This is a genomic window from Undibacterium sp. WLX3042 (genome assembly GCF_049544825.1).
GTDB lineage: Bacteria > Pseudomonadota > Gammaproteobacteria > Burkholderiales > Burkholderiaceae_D > Undibacterium.
The window spans coordinates 3,178,185-3,192,046 of sequence record NZ_CP186698.1; the positions used below are offsets into that span (position 1 = coordinate 3,178,185).

Here is a 13,862-nt window from a genome sequence, read left to right on the forward strand (position 1 = left end):
CGAAACTCCTTAGCGGGAGACTGCGGTACGTGTTGCGACCAGCGGATCCGCAGCGACTTGTTCGCCTGCCGACACACCGCTGAGTACCTCCTGCTCGTTACCACTGACCGGTCCTAACTTCACTTGTCGCAATATGGGCTTTCCCTTTGAATTGACGACATAAACAGCATTCAGCTCAGCGCGGCGAAACACTGACTTCAGCGGAACATATAAGCGGTTGACTTCGCCGCTCACGGACTTGCTTCTCAGGCTGACACGGGCAAACATTCCCGGCGCCAGACCAGAAATTTTCTGCGGCAATTCCAGCCGGATTTGCGCCGTATGCGTCGCCGCGTCCACCATCGGTAAGACGGTCAATTTGCTTGCGGGTATCAACCGCTGAGAAGCTGGCATCCCGGGAATTTCCACCATGATTTTTTGTTCAGCGGCGATCTCTGCAACTCGTTCCTGCGGCACCGTTGCAGTCACCCGCATCGCAACCGGATCGTAAACCGTCATCAGCGTACGACCGGGCATCGCCATATCCCCCAGCATGACCGGAACTTCAGAGACGACACCCGCATAAGGCGCTGCAAGGACGTAAAATCCAGACTGCGTCTTTACAGCTCCCGCCTGCGCTATTTGCGCACTTGCCTGTGCACTGGCGGTCTGGAATTGCGATTCGGCACGATCTAACTGCGCCTGACTAATATAATTCTTAGCAAAAAGTTGCTTTTGGCGTTCGTAGTCTTTCTGAGCAACAATTAAACTGGCACGTGCTGCATCAACCTGAGCTTGACTCGCTTTTGCCTCCTGGTTCGCTGCCCGTGCGTCCATACGGACAAGCAACTGCCCCGCTTTTACGGTGTCGCCGGCCTTCACCGGTAAGTCAACAATCGCACCGGAGATTTGCGCAGCAATTCCCGTTTGCCTGACAGCCTCAACCACTCCGTCTGCGACAAAACTTGCACCATCATTCGTTGCCCGCACAGGTACGGTCACCAGATTTCCCGCGAACACCCCGACTGGTGCGACACCGCCCGCCAGAGCAATACAAAGGGAAGCAGACATCCATGATTTTCCCATCATGATTCAATTTCCTCATCGAAGATATTAGTATTTGCATTAAGCTTTGATTGATCATATACTTATTTGCGCAGTTACACAAATAAAGATTTAAAACTGTAGCTTTCACTTAGAATTGATATAGCAATGAGCGATAACGAAAAAATATGTTCACAGCTGAATGGATTGCCGGATCAGGCATTGATGCAAATTGCTCAGTACTTCGCAGTACTTGCCGAACCAACCAGGTTAAGGATACTGAACGCTTTAAGAGTACGTGAGCAAAGTGTCGGAGAACTGGCAGTGCTATGCTCTTGCTCTCAGGCAAACGTATCCCGCCATCTTTCAAACTTAGCAAATCATGGAATTATTGCAAGAGAAAGCCGTAAAACTTCCGTGTATTACAAGATCGCAGATCCTTCCATCTACGAGCTATGTGATTTAGTATGCAATTGCCTTACCCGCCAACTGACGGAACAGGTCGCCGCATTGTCAGACCGGTTAAATTGACCTGGGCGCTTTACGCAGGATCAATACACAGCGACAAATTATTTTTTTGAGTTCGCGATAGTTAAAATAATTCTATAGCATTTCTAATATTTTCAAAAAACAAATAAGGAGTAAATCATGCTGAAAGTCAATGTAGGATCCACAGACCGTGTAATCAGAATTCTGGTTGGTTTGCTTTTATTAGCAGCGCATTTCACCGGATATATCGGTGCATGGGGATGGCTGGGTGTTGTTCCATTGTTCACAGGTATTTTCCGCATTTGCCCTGCGTATTTACCATTCGGTATCAATACCTGCAAAACAAAGTAATCACGGTAATTAGCAATATCAGGCCATTGCAGAGCATCAATCATCCATCACCAGGTCTTGCGGCAGAACTTGGTGATGTACATGATCATCTTGCGATGGCCTGTATAAAAAATACCCTTAGTTATTCTGGATTGAAAGAGTATATGAAAACAGCACATGATCTCGTTACCGCTGCAAAATCCCGCATACAGGAAATTTCAGTTACCGAGGCTGAACAGGCAATACAGCAAGCCGATATTCTGATTGACCTCCGTGAGCCGGATGAATATGCAGCTGGTCATTTACAAGGCGCGGTCAATATCCCGCGTGGACTGCTGGAATTCAAAATGAGCGGCAGTCCTGAACTATCCGCGCGTAATCTGGATATCGTGGTCTATTGCAAAACCAGTGGCCGCGCAGCACTGGCAGCAAATACTTTGCATGAGATGGGTTACTTAAAAGTGAAATCGATCGCAGGCGGCTTCGACGCATGGGTACAGAACGGTAACAACATCGTAACCCTTGCGCTTCCAGCGTTTGAGTAAACATTTGCAGTTAAAGAATAATATGAACGAAGCGATCATTCATTCCTTTTTTGATGAAGCGACAAATACGGTCACGCACATCGTCACCGACCCATCAACAAAAAAAGCAGCAGTCATCGACAGCGTACTGGACTTCGACGCGAAATCAGGAAGAACCTCCACCAGCAGTGCGGATAAGTTAATTCAGTATGTGGAGGCAGCAGGACTGACCGTAGACTGGTTACTGGAGACTCATGCGCATGCCGATCATTTGTCAGCTGCACCTTATCTCAAAAAGAAACTCGGAGGAAAAATCGGCATCGGCGCTCATATTTGCGATGTCCAGAAAGTATTCAAAAAAATTTTCAACGCTGAGGACATCAGTACCCGGGGAGAAGAATTTGATCATCTGTTTAATGATGGAGATGAATTCCTGATCGGTGAATTAAAGGTGCGGGTTATACATACACCCGGTCACACACCAGCTTGCGTCACCTATCTGACCGGTAAAGATGCCTTTGTTGGCGACACGTTGTTTATGCCAGATTACGGTACCGCGCGTTGCGATTTTCCGGGGGGAGATGCCGCAACACTTTATCAGTCTATACAACGGCTTTTTCAACTACCTGCAGACACCCGCCTGCATCTTTGTCATGACTATCCGCCAGACAGCCGCTCACCAATGTGGATAACCACGGTAGAAGCGGAGCGTAAACATAATGTCCACGTTCACGACGGCGTCTCACAGTCCGCGTTTATCAGTATGCGTGAAGCTCGCGATAAAACACTGTCTATGCCTAATCTGATTTTGCCATCCGTACAAATAAACATACGAGCAGGACAATTACCGCCAGCAGAAAGTAACGGCATCAGTTATATGAAATTACCAATCAATGCATTGTGAAGAACAACAGCAACTATGGACCTAAGTTTCGTCACAGTTATTTTGGGTAGTATCGTCGGCCTTGTACTCGCGCTGACAGGCGCTGGTGGTGGCATGCTTTCCATACCGTTACTTGTGTATGGCTTACATTTATCAGTACAACAAGCAGCACCGGTAGGTCTGATGGCCGTCGGTTTTGCCGCTGCGCTAGGTAGCATCAGTGGCTTGCGTAAAGGTATAGTGCGTTACCGTGCCGCGATATTAATGGGCATTGCCGGGATGCTGGCTGCTCCGATCGGCGTTTTCTCAGCACAGCACATCCCCAATCAACCACTGTTGCTTCTCTTCGCGTGTATTTTATTACTGATCTCTTTCCGATCATTTCGCAGTAAAAAAATTTCACGCAATGAAGAAGACGTCGCCTGCAGCTTGAATACAGAAAATCATCGTCTTCACTGGACAATGCGTTGCGCGCGAGCGATCGCGGGTACGGGCTTTATTTCTGGATATTTAAGTGGTTTAGTCGGGGTCGGTGGCGGCTTTATCATCATACCTTCACTGGTAAGGCATTCTCATCTCGATATACGCAGCATCCAGGCAACCTCTTTGGCTGTGATCACGCTCGTTTCTATCAGTGGCGTATCTTCAGCTGCACTTCATGGCAGTCTTTTGTGGTCAGTCGCACTGCCATTCACGATAGGCAGCACACTTGGCTTATTGGGCGGAATGCAAATCAGCAGACGATTAAATCAGGCAACAATACAACTCTTATTCGCATGGCTGGTGCTGTTAGTCGCAGTAAGTATGCTATTCAAAGGTAGTGGACTAATGTCCTGAACAGCTTCCGGAAGGGATTTGTGGCAGCTGAATTGCTACCGAACATAAGCCAAGATAAATATACCGGCGACGAATTAAGGATTTTTTTACGGTGCCGGAAGGTGGCCTGCCCAGCAGGAATCGAACCTGCGACCCCGAGCTTAGAAGGCTCGTGCTCTATCCAACTGAGCTATGGACAGCCTTGCTGAAGTCTTCATCAGAAGACATAAAAACTGAAGGCTGAATACTACATGGTATCAGCCAGAGTTTCAAGAATGACTGCACAACTAAAATCAAAATTCATTCAGATTTTATCAATGCAAGCAATCAGTCGGTGTGCGCATGCCGAGGCTAATTCATTATCATCAGCCTCGACCATGACCCGTATCACAGGCTCGGTGCCGGATGCCCGGATCAACACGCGTCCGCGCCCTGCCAGCTCAGCTTCAACTTTTGATTTTTCCTGAACCAGTGCCACGTTCTTTTGCCACTCAAATCCGGGATGCACACGGACGTTCAACAAGACTTGCGGAAATAACTTCAGTTTATCAAAACACTGATCCAGATTTTTCCCTGTGCGGCGCAATGCAGATAAAACCTGTAATGCCGAGACGATACCATCACCAGTTGAGTGCTTATCTAGGCACAAAAGATGTCCAGATCCTTCACCACCAAGTATCCAGCCGCGTTCACGCATTTGTTCAAGTACGTAGCGATCACCGACCTTTGCTCTGGCGAACCCGACACCCAGCTCCTTGAAAGCAATCTCTACAGCCATATTCGTCATCAATGTACCTACCGCTCCGGCGACAGGTCCAAGTGCAAGCCGGTCCTGAACCATTAAATATAATAACTGGTCACCATCGTAAATTACGCCGTGTCTATCGACCATCACCAGACGATCCGCATCTCCATCCAGCGCAATACCCAGGTCGGCATGATTCGCCCTGACTGCAACAGCTAACGCTTCGGGAGCAGTCGCTCCGACCTTATCGTTGATATTCAGACCATTGGGCGCATTACCTATTGCAATAACCTCCGCACCCAACTCATGGAACACATGCGGCGCAATGTCGTACGCTGCTCCATGCGCGCAATCCACCACTATCTTTAATCCACGCAAATCAAGTTCCGGAGGAAACGTGCTTTTACAAAACTCGATATAACGCCCATTTGCGTCGCGTAAGCGTCTTGCCTTACCAAGATACTCAGAACTAACACATTGCATCGGCCTTTCAAGCTCAGCTTCAATCGCCAATTCAACTTCATCTGGTAATTTATTTCCCTCTGCAGAGAAAAATTTAATGCCATTATCATCAAAAGGATTGTGCGAAGCTGAGATAACAACCCCGGCCGACAAGCGCAAAGCTCTCGTCAGATAAGCGATGGCTGGCGTCGGCATAGGACCGCATAGCATGACATCCACACCTGCTGCGGAGAAACCAGCTTCAAGAGAGGCTTCCAGCATATAGCCGGAAATGCGCGTATCTTTACCAATCAGCACGGTAGGTCGCAACTCGGAATCACTTTGCGCAAGCACCTTACCTGCGGCATAACCAAGACGCATGACAAAATCAGGTGTAATTGGCGCGACACCGACTTTGCCGCGAATTCCGTCTGTGCCAAAAAATTTTCTAGTCATTTTATTCATTTTAATTTTAATATTTACACAACTTTATCTGGACAAAGCATAATTGTAAAGTCGGCATCGACTAGCACGTCAGAATCATGAAAATTTTCAAAATTCTGGATAAGTTTCATTCTTTGCAAATTTAATCAGCCAGTGCCTGCCATACTTTGAAAGCGTCGACGGTTTCCTGAACATCGTGAACCCGGACAATTTTGGCGCCACGATCTGCCGCAGCGATTGCAGCAGCGAGACTACCCGCCAGACGACGCTCCACAGGTTTTCCGGTAATTTCTCCGATCACGGTTTTACGTGATATGCCGACCAGCATGGGGAAGCCCAGGCGATTCTGCATGTCGTCGATATTCCGGAACAAGGTTCTGTTATGTTCCAGCGTTTTACCAAACCCAAAACCAGGATCAATACAAATATTTTCTGGCTGTATTCCGGCACTCAACAAAGCATCAATTCGATATTGCAAAAAATCTTCAACGTCAGTGACAACATTTCGATAATCGGGATCCCTTTGCATATTCGCCGGCAGATTCTGCATATGCATCACGCATAACCCCGCATCCGTACCTGCAACAGCGTTGATGGCCTCAGGTGAATTAAAACCTTGAATGTCATTAATCATATCAGCACCGGCAAGCAAAGCTTCTCGCATAACTTCGGGCTTGTAAGTATCAATAGATAAAGGTTTGCCACAGTCGCGCAATGCAAAAATCGCAGGCATCACTCGGCTTAACTCCTCATCCAAAGACAAGGGAAGTGAACCTGGCCGGGTTGACTCCCCTCCAATGTCAATAATATCGACGCCATCATTGATCATCTGCTCCGCCCGTGAGAGCGCACTGTCGAGAGATAAGTAACGCCCACCATCGGAAAAAGAGTCCGGTGTAATGTTTAATATCCCCATCACCAGCGGTTTGACCAGATTGCCTTGAAAAGAAAACCGATAACGGCCACATTGAAAAAAATTAGTCATAAAAATAAAGGCGAGGATTTCTCCTCACCTTTTTATCCGATACCATTAAAAATTTAAACTATCAGGCAGGTGCTGCCGCATTTGGGGAGACCCCACCGGAATTATTATCTGAAGACGAACGGCCTGCAGATTGACCAACCTTAGGCGGACGAGGCTCAAGACCATTCATGATGTCGTTGACCTGATCAGCATCAATCGTTTCCCAGTCCAGCAATGCCTTAGTCATCATTTCGACTTTTTCTCTGTTTTCTTCTAACAACTTACGCGCAAGTGCGTACTGCGTATCAAGAATAGAACGGATTTCAGCATCTACTTTTTGCTGCGTTACCTCAGAAATCGTTTTCGACGATCCACCGAAATAACCCTCTTGCTGGCTATCTTCATAAACCATAACACCCATACTGTCTGACATACCAAAACGGGTAACCATCGAACGTGCGAGTTTAGTAGCGCGTGCAAAATCATTAGAGGCGCCAGTAGACATCTGACCAACGAAAATCTCTTCAGCAATACGACCACCAAATAAGATGGAAATCTCTTCCAACATCTTATCTTTATAGCCACTGATCTGATCATGTTCGGGTAATTGCCAGGTTAACCCCAGCGCAAATCCGCGCGGCATGATCGTCACTTTATGAACAGGGTCAGCTTTAGGCATGAGCTTCGCTACAACCGCATGTCCGGACTCGTGATAAGCAGTATTCCTACGTTCATCTTCACGCATCACCATAGACTTACGCTCTGGCCCCATGAAAATTTTATCTTTTGCATCCTCAAAATCGATCATTTCGACCAGACGCTTATTACGACGAGCAGCAAACAAAGCAGCTTCATTGACCAGATTTGCGAGATCTGCACCAGACATACCTGGTGTACCGCGTGCAAGAATATCTGCCTTCACATCACTACCGATAGGTACCTTGCGCATATGAACATTCAGGATTTGTTCGCGACCACGAATATCCGGTAGACCAACGGAAACCTGACGATCAAAACGACCTGGGCGGAGTAACGCCTTATCGAGAACGTCAGCGCGGTTGGTCGCAGCAATAACGATGACACCGGAATTAGCCTCAAAACCATCCATCTCAACCAGCATCTGGTTCAGTGTCTGTTCACGCTCGTCATTACCACCTCCCATACCTGCACCGCGATGGCGTCCAACAGCGTCAATCTCATCAATAAAGATGATGCAAGGCGCGTGTTTTTTAGCATTCTCAAACATGTCGCGAACGCGGGAAGCGCCGACACCCACAAACATTTCGACGAAATCAGAGCCGGAAATCGTGAAAAATGGCACTTTCGCTTCGCCTGCAATCGCGCGGGCCAGCAAAGTTTTACCCGTACCTGGAGGTCCGACCATCAGGATACCGCGCGGAATACGTCCACCCAACTTCTGGAATTTTGTAGGATCGCGCAGGAAATCAACAACTTCAGTAACTTCCTCTTTTGCTTCATCGCAACCAGCGACATCGCTGAAAGTGACGTTGTTATTTGTGTCGTCCAGCATACGGGCTTTAGATTTGCCGAAGGAAAACGCACCACCTTTACCACCGCCCTGCATCTGACGCATGAAGAAAATCCATACGCCGATCAGCAACAACATAGGGAACCAGGAGATAAATACTTGCGAGAGGAAAGATGGTTCTTCTGGTGGTTTATTGTCAAATTTAATACCATTATTAACCAGATCACCAATCAGACCGCGATCAAAAATCGTCAATTGCGATTTAATTTTCTTACCGTCGTTCGTAATCGCTGTCACTGTGCGGTTGGCATCATCAATCGTAGCCTCTTTAATATGCTTTGCTTTGACCTCTTCCAAAAACTCGGAATAAGGCACAGAAGCCATGCCAGCACCGATACTTTTCCCCTCAAACTGCTTGAAAAGCGTGAAAAGCACCAAGGCGACGACGACCCATATAGCTGCTTTTGAAAACATATTATTCACGAGAACTCCTTGGACGCAATAAACGCCATTTGACACTGTAATCAGTCATTCTACCCCCAATAGGTAGACCTTGCTAGCAAGCATATGCTGACGATATTGAGGATTATCAAGAGGAAAATACTCATTCAGGATGCTTCAGACCTTTTCCCAACAAAAAAATCTCCGATGATTTATCTTTGCTCGCCTTAGGCTTTTTGTTCATGACAACCTTAAACTCATCCTTGAACATATTCACTATATTATTGTAACTGGGTCCATGAAAGCACTTGACCAGCAAAGAACCGCCGGGTTTCAGATGTGCCTTGGAAAAAGCAATCGCCAATTCGATAATGTACTCAACTCTGGCAGCATCGACCGTAGAGTTACCAGACAAATTTGGTGCCATGTCAGATAAAACAAGATCCACTTTTCTGCCGACCAGTCTGCTCTCTAACTTATCCAGCACCTCGTCCTCGCGGAAGTCGCCTTGTATGAACTGAACATCAGCGATAGGCTCCATTGGTAGTAGATCGAGTGCAAAGATCTCGCCATTGATTCCGCCTCCCTCTCTTCCGGCAAGTTTGTTTCTAACATATTGCGACCAACTTCCCGGTGTCGCCCCCAAATCAACGACAACCTGCCCAGAACGAATCAGTTTTTCAGCTTCGTCAATTTCTTTCAGCTTATAAACGGCACGCGCACGATAGCCCTCTTTTTGTGCAAGTTTCACATAAGGATCATTAATATGATCGTGAACCCAATTTTGATTGAATTTATTCTTTGCCATTCGCGTAAAATACTGCTTTTAAAAGAAACTGTGTTTAACCTGGCTGTGCCAGGCGATGTATTTATCGTGCACCAAAAATAAAATGCACAAGGAAAATTTATGTTAAAACTTACACCCGCCGAAAGAAGCGAACTCCGATCCGAAGCTCACGGACTAAAACCTATTGTCCTCATCGGCGACGCCGGACTGTCGTCAGCAGTTCTGAAAGAAATTGATGCAGGACTGAATGCACACGGCTTAATCAAAGTACGCGTTTTCGGAGATGACCGCGAAGCCCGTAGCGCAATGTACGACACGATTTGCGCAGAATTGAATGCTGCTCCGATCCAACATATTGGGAAGTTGCTGGTTATTTACCGCCCGAAATTAGAAGGCATCAAAGAGACCAAGCTGGTTAAGAAAGGTAAAGGTCTGCGTGAAGTCACTATTGTCAAACCAAGTCCCAGCGGCACAAAAAAACCAACTGTTTCCAAAGTAATGGTCAAAGGTAATGAACGTGTCACCCAGGGCGGCAATGTCAAGCGCGCCAAACCCCGTCAGACCAGCGTAAAAAAATCTGCCTTAGCTAAATAATAATCCGGGGTAGTCACTACCCCGAGCGCTGCATCCGGTCGCACATGCGACCGGATAAAGGTTGTCAGATATAACTGACCTCTAAAATTTCATACTCACGCACCCCGGCCGGTGCCTGCACTCCAACGACATCTCCCGAATACTTACCAATCAAGGCGCGAGCTATCGGTGATGTGATTGATACTTTGCTTAATTTAATATCGGCTTCATCTTCCCCGACGATCTGATAACTAACTTTTTGTTCAGTTTCCAGGTCTTCCAGATGCACGGTCGCACCGAATACGACGCGCCCCTCGGCATCCAAAGTCGATGGATCAATAATTTGCGCCGATCCCAGCTTACCTTCTAATTCAGCAATCCGGCCCTCAATAAAAGCCTGACGTTCTTTGGCAGCATCGTATTCGGCATTTTCAGACAAGTCGCCTTGCGCGCGCGCTTCCGCAATTGCATTGATCACGTTTGGGCGCTCTTTTGTTTTCAGGTTGTGCAATTCTTGCTTCAACAACTCTGCACCGAATTTGGTAATAGGTACTGTACTCATATCGTTCACACTTTTAAAAGTAAAAATACAGAGGTCACATCCGACATCAGCTTAAGCAATGTCTTTTGTGACCTCTGTATCGAAGATGCAGTATTGGAAATGCGATTTACCAATACTGTGATTTTTATCAGTTTAAGGTCTTATGCAAACCTTGTAAATCATAAACATGCAATTCATTCAAATGACGCATCCCTTCGACTGCCGCTTCTGCGCCGGCAATCGTTGTGAATGTTGTCGCGCGCGCGATCAGTGCTGAGGTACGGATCGCACGTGAGTCAGTGATCGCGTTACGTTTTTCCTCAACCGTGTTGATGACCATCGCAATCTCATTGTTTTTGATCATATCAACAACATGTGGCCGCCCTTCAACGACTTTATTGACAGTGGAAACTGCAACTCCTTCAGCAGCAATCGCAGCAGCTGTACCACGTGTGGCGACAACAGAAAAACCAAGCTCAACCAGGTCTTTCGCTACTTTTACTGCGCGCGGCTTATCACTGTTTTTTACACTGAGGAAAACCTTACCAGATGTTGGCAATTTAACGCCAGCCCCCAATTGTGACTTTACAAAAGCTTCACCGAAGGTTTTACCAACACCCATAACCTCGCCGGTTGATTTCATTTCCGGACCAAGAATCGTATCGACTCCAGGGAACTTCACAAACGGGAACACTGCTTCTTTAACGCTGAAGTATGGCGGCACAACTTCAGCGCCAATGCCCTGTGAATCCAGAGACTGACCAACCATGCAACGTGCAGCGATTTTCGCCAGTTGTAAGCCTGTTGATTTAGATACGTAGGGCACAGTGCGGGACGCACGTGGATTCACCTCAAGAACGAAAACAACATCCTTGCCGTCTTGTTTTTGTATCGCAAACTGCACATTCATCAAACCGACCACATTCAAGCCCTTGGCCATCAGCGCAGTCTGGCGCTTGAGTTCAGCGATCGTTTCCTGAGACAACGAATATGGTGGCAATGAACATGCCGAGTCTCCGGAGTGCACACCCGCCTGCTCAATATGCTCCATCACTCCACCGATGAAAGTGCGCTGTCCATCAGATAAGCAATCAACGTCCACCTCGATAGCATCGTTCAGGAAGCGATCCAGCAAGACTGGCGAATCATGCGACACCTTGACGGCTTCGCGCATGTAACGCTCAAGATCACGTTGTTCATGCACAATTTCCATCGCGCGACCACCCAAGACATACGACGGACGCACCACCAGCGGATAGCCAATCTCCTGCGCCAGCGCGAGCGCTTCCGCTTCAGTACGTGCGGTACGATTCGGCGGCTGGCGCAAGCCCAATTCCTGCAGCATTTTCTGGAAACGTTCGCGGTCTTCAGCAGCATCAATCATGTCAGGCGAAGTGCCGACGATAGGCACACCATTAGCCTCAAGATCAAGTGCCAGCTTCAAAGGTGTCTGACCACCATATTGCACAATCACACCAACTGGATTTTCTTTGTCGACGATTTCCAAAACATCTTCCAGCGTCAGCGGCTCGAAATACAAACGATCTGATGTGTCGTAATCTGTTGAAACGGTTTCAGGGTTGCAGTTAACCATGATGGTTTCATAGCCATCCTCGCGCATCGCAAATGCAGCGTGAACGCAGCAATAATCGAATTCAATCCCCTGACCGATACGGTTAGGGCCACCGCCCAGCACCATGATTTTCTTCTTATCAGTCGGATTGGATTCGCACTCTTCTTCATACGTCGAATACATGTAAGCTGTATTCGTGGCGAACTCACCGGCGCAAGTATCAACGCGCTTATACACTGGACGCACACCCAGAGCACGGCGTTTTTCACGAATCGCAGTATCGGTTGTTTTCAGCAATTTTGCCAGACGACGATCAGAGAAACCTTTTTGCTTCAGTTGCAGCATCAGCGCTTTATCCACGCTGTCGAGCGACTGCTCATCGAGCCACAACTCAATATCCACGATATCCTTGATCTGCACGAGGAACCACGGATCGATATGCGTCAGCTGATGCACTTCTTCCAAAGTAAAACCCTGCGCAAAAGCGTCGCCAACATACCAGATACGATCCGGACCCGGCTCACCCAGCTCTTTCTCAAGAGTCTCACGATCCTGGGTTTTTTCATTCATGCCATCGACGCCAACCTCAAGTCCACGCAGGGCTTTCTGGAACGATTCCTGGAAGGTGCGACCGATCGCCATCACTTCGCCGACGGATTTCATCTGTGTTGTCAGGCGATTATCTGCCTGCGGGAATTTTTCAAATGCGAAACGTGGAATCTTGGTGACGACGTAATCAATCGAAGGCTCGAAAGAAGCAGGAGTAGCGCCGCCAGTAATTTCATTGCGCAATTCATCGAGCGTAAAACCAACCGCCAGTTTGGCGGCGATTTTCGCGATAGGGAAACCAGTTGCCTTGGATGCGAGCGCAGATGAACGCGACACACGCGGATTCATCTCAATAACGATCATACGACCATCTTTAGGATTGACCGAGAACTGCACATTAGACCCCCCGGTATCCACACCGATTTCACGCAACACTGCCAACGAGGCATTACGCATGATCTGGTATTCTTTATCGGTCAACGTCTGTGCTGGCGCCACCGTAATAGAGTCGCCGGTATGCACACCCATAGGGTCCAGATTTTCGATCGAACAAACGATGATGCAATTGTCGGCCTTGTCGCGCACGACTTCCATCTCATACTCTTTCCAGCCTATCAGCGACTCCTCAATCAGCAGCTCATTGGTGGGTGACGCTTCCAGACCGCGTTTGCAGATGGTTTCGAATTCCTCAGGGTTGTATGCAATACCACCGCCTGTACCGCCCATGGTGAATGATGGACGGATAATGACTGGAAAGCCGACATCTTTCTGCACGGCCCACGCTTCATCCATAGAGTGTGCGACGCCGGAACGTGCAGAACCCAGACCAATTTTGGTCATCGCATTTTTGAATTTCAAACGGTCTTCGGCTTTATCGATCGCCTCGGGAGTTGCGCCGATCAGTTCGACTTTATACTTGTCGAGCACGCCATTACGCCATAAATCCAGCGCGCAATTCAGTGCGGTCTGACCACCCATGGTCGGCAGGATCGCATCCGGTTTTTCTTTAGCGATGATGCGCTCAACCACTTGCCAGGTAATAGGTTCGATGTAAGTCACATCGGCCATTTCCGGATCCGTCATGATGGTGGCAGGATTACTGTTCACCAGAATGACTTTATAACCCTCTTCGCGCAAAGCCTTGCAAGCCTGTGCGCCCGAGTAATCAAATTCGCAAGCCTGTCCGATAATGATAGGGCCAGCACCGATAATTAAAATACTTTTTATGTCGTTACGTTTTGGCATTTTTA

13 protein-coding genes and 1 tRNA gene are annotated in these 13,862 nt (G+C 47.8%); 6 read left to right on the top strand and 8 right to left on the bottom strand.

All coding sequences use genetic code 11. From position 1 onward, the window contains the following. Positions 1–9 precede the first annotated feature (9 nt). On the bottom strand, positions 10–1,068 hold the full coding sequence (locus ACPAOP_RS14365) for an efflux RND transporter periplasmic adaptor subunit (RefSeq protein WP_423708472.1): 1,059 nt from the start codon (positions 1,066–1,068) through the stop codon (positions 10–12). 123 nt (positions 1,069–1,191) lie between these two features. Here ACPAOP_RS14365 and ACPAOP_RS14370 point away from each other — a divergent pair, with 123 nt between their 5' ends. The 5 genes from ACPAOP_RS14370 (at position 1,192) to ACPAOP_RS14390 (ending at position 4,086) form a co-directional block, all read left to right on the top strand. Beyond that, complete coding sequence (locus ACPAOP_RS14370; protein WP_423681760.1) at positions 1,192–1,554, top strand: ArsR/SmtB family transcription factor; 363 nt, start codon at positions 1,192–1,194, stop codon at positions 1,552–1,554. 117 nt (positions 1,555–1,671) lie between these two features. Beyond that, positions 1,672–1,863: a YgaP family membrane protein gene (locus ACPAOP_RS14375; RefSeq protein ID WP_423708473.1), complete on the top strand. Its 192-nt coding sequence runs from the start codon at positions 1,672–1,674 to the stop codon at positions 1,861–1,863. Positions 1,864–2,006: 143 nt separating this feature from the next. Further along, positions 2,007–2,387: a rhodanese-like domain-containing protein gene (locus ACPAOP_RS14380; protein WP_423708474.1), complete on the top strand. Its 381-nt coding sequence runs from the start codon at positions 2,007–2,009 to the stop codon at positions 2,385–2,387. 22 nt (positions 2,388–2,409) lie between these two features. Next, a complete protein-coding gene (locus ACPAOP_RS14385; protein ID WP_423708475.1) occupies positions 2,410–3,270 on the top strand; it encodes an MBL fold metallo-hydrolase in 861 nt (286 codons plus the stop codon). A gap of 15 nt (positions 3,271–3,285) precedes the next feature. Further along, a complete protein-coding gene (locus tag ACPAOP_RS14390) occupies positions 3,286–4,086 on the top strand; it encodes a sulfite exporter TauE/SafE family protein (protein ID WP_423708476.1) in 801 nt (266 codons plus the stop codon). A gap of 102 nt (positions 4,087–4,188) precedes the next feature. Here the strand turns inward: ACPAOP_RS14390 and ACPAOP_RS14395 are convergent. The 5 genes from ACPAOP_RS14395 to ACPAOP_RS14415 form a co-directional block, all read right to left on the bottom strand. Continuing rightward, a tRNA-Arg gene (locus ACPAOP_RS14395) sits at positions 4,189–4,265 on the bottom strand. A 104-nt stretch (positions 4,266–4,369) separates the two neighbouring features. Then, positions 4,370–5,707 (bottom strand): phosphoglucosamine mutase, encoded by a 1,338-nt coding sequence (glmM, locus tag ACPAOP_RS14400; protein ID WP_423708477.1) that lies wholly within the window; start codon positions 5,705–5,707, stop codon positions 4,370–4,372. A gap of 130 nt (positions 5,708–5,837) precedes the next feature. Continuing rightward, positions 5,838–6,680 (bottom strand): dihydropteroate synthase, encoded by an 843-nt coding sequence (gene folP, locus ACPAOP_RS14405; protein ID WP_423681742.1) that lies wholly within the window; start codon positions 6,678–6,680, stop codon positions 5,838–5,840. Positions 6,681–6,741: 61 nt separating this feature from the next. Further along, positions 6,742–8,631, bottom strand: coding sequence for an ATP-dependent zinc metalloprotease FtsH (ftsH, locus tag ACPAOP_RS14410; RefSeq protein WP_423708478.1), 1,890 nt, complete (start codon positions 8,629–8,631; stop codon positions 6,742–6,744). Between the two features lie 121 nt (positions 8,632–8,752). Next, a complete protein-coding gene (locus ACPAOP_RS14415) occupies positions 8,753–9,397 on the bottom strand; it encodes an RlmE family RNA methyltransferase (RefSeq protein WP_423708479.1) in 645 nt (214 codons plus the stop codon). Positions 9,398–9,496: 99 nt separating this feature from the next. Here ACPAOP_RS14415 and ACPAOP_RS14420 point away from each other — a divergent pair, with 99 nt between their 5' ends. Next, positions 9,497–9,970, top strand: coding sequence for a YhbY family RNA-binding protein (locus ACPAOP_RS14420; protein ID WP_423681738.1), 474 nt, complete (start codon positions 9,497–9,499; stop codon positions 9,968–9,970). Between the two features lie 64 nt (positions 9,971–10,034). Here the strand turns inward: ACPAOP_RS14420 and greA are convergent, their stop codons facing one another. Both greA and carB read right to left on the bottom strand, forming a co-directional pair. Then, positions 10,035–10,511 carry a transcription elongation factor GreA gene (gene greA / locus ACPAOP_RS14425; RefSeq protein ID WP_423681737.1) on the bottom strand — a complete coding sequence of 159 codons (477 nt, stop codon included), beginning with the start codon at positions 10,509–10,511 and terminating at the stop codon, positions 10,035–10,037. A gap of 127 nt (positions 10,512–10,638) precedes the next feature. Continuing rightward, positions 10,639–13,857, bottom strand: a complete 3,219-nt coding sequence (gene carB / locus ACPAOP_RS14430; RefSeq protein WP_423708480.1) for a carbamoyl-phosphate synthase large subunit — start codon at positions 13,855–13,857, stop codon at positions 10,639–10,641. Positions 13,858–13,862 lie beyond the last annotated feature (5 nt).

Bases quoted from the DNA above. Each gene is read 5' to 3' on its own strand.
- ACPAOP_RS14365 (WP_423708472.1), bottom strand. From the start codon at position 1,068: ATGATGGGAAAATCATGGATGTCTGCTTCCCTTTGTATTGCTCTGGCG.
- ACPAOP_RS14370 (WP_423681760.1), top strand. From the start codon at position 1,192: ATGAGCGATAACGAAAAAATATGTTCACAGCTGAATGGATTGCCGGAT.
- ACPAOP_RS14375 (WP_423708473.1), top strand. From the start codon at position 1,672: ATGCTGAAAGTCAATGTAGGATCCACAGACCGTGTAATCAGAATTCTG.
- ACPAOP_RS14380 (WP_423708474.1), top strand. From the start codon at position 2,007: ATGAAAACAGCACATGATCTCGTTACCGCTGCAAAATCCCGCATACAG.
- ACPAOP_RS14385 (WP_423708475.1), top strand. From the start codon at position 2,410: ATGAACGAAGCGATCATTCATTCCTTTTTTGATGAAGCGACAAATACG.
- ACPAOP_RS14390 (WP_423708476.1), top strand. From the start codon at position 3,286: ATGGACCTAAGTTTCGTCACAGTTATTTTGGGTAGTATCGTCGGCCTT.
- glmM (WP_423708477.1), bottom strand. From the start codon at position 5,707: ATGACTAGAAAATTTTTTGGCACAGACGGAATTCGCGGCAAAGTCGGT.
- folP (WP_423681742.1), bottom strand. From the start codon at position 6,680: ATGACTAATTTTTTTCAATGTGGCCGTTATCGGTTTTCTTTTCAAGGC.
- ACPAOP_RS14415 (WP_423708479.1), bottom strand. From the start codon at position 9,397: ATGGCAAAGAATAAATTCAATCAAAATTGGGTTCACGATCATATTAAT.
- ACPAOP_RS14420 (WP_423681738.1), top strand. From the start codon at position 9,497: ATGTTAAAACTTACACCCGCCGAAAGAAGCGAACTCCGATCCGAAGCT.
- greA (WP_423681737.1), bottom strand. From the start codon at position 10,511: ATGAGTACAGTACCTATTACCAAATTCGGTGCAGAGTTGTTGAAGCAA.
- carB (WP_423708480.1), bottom strand. From the start codon at position 13,857: ATGCCAAAACGTAACGACATAAAAAGTATTTTAATTATCGGTGCTGGC.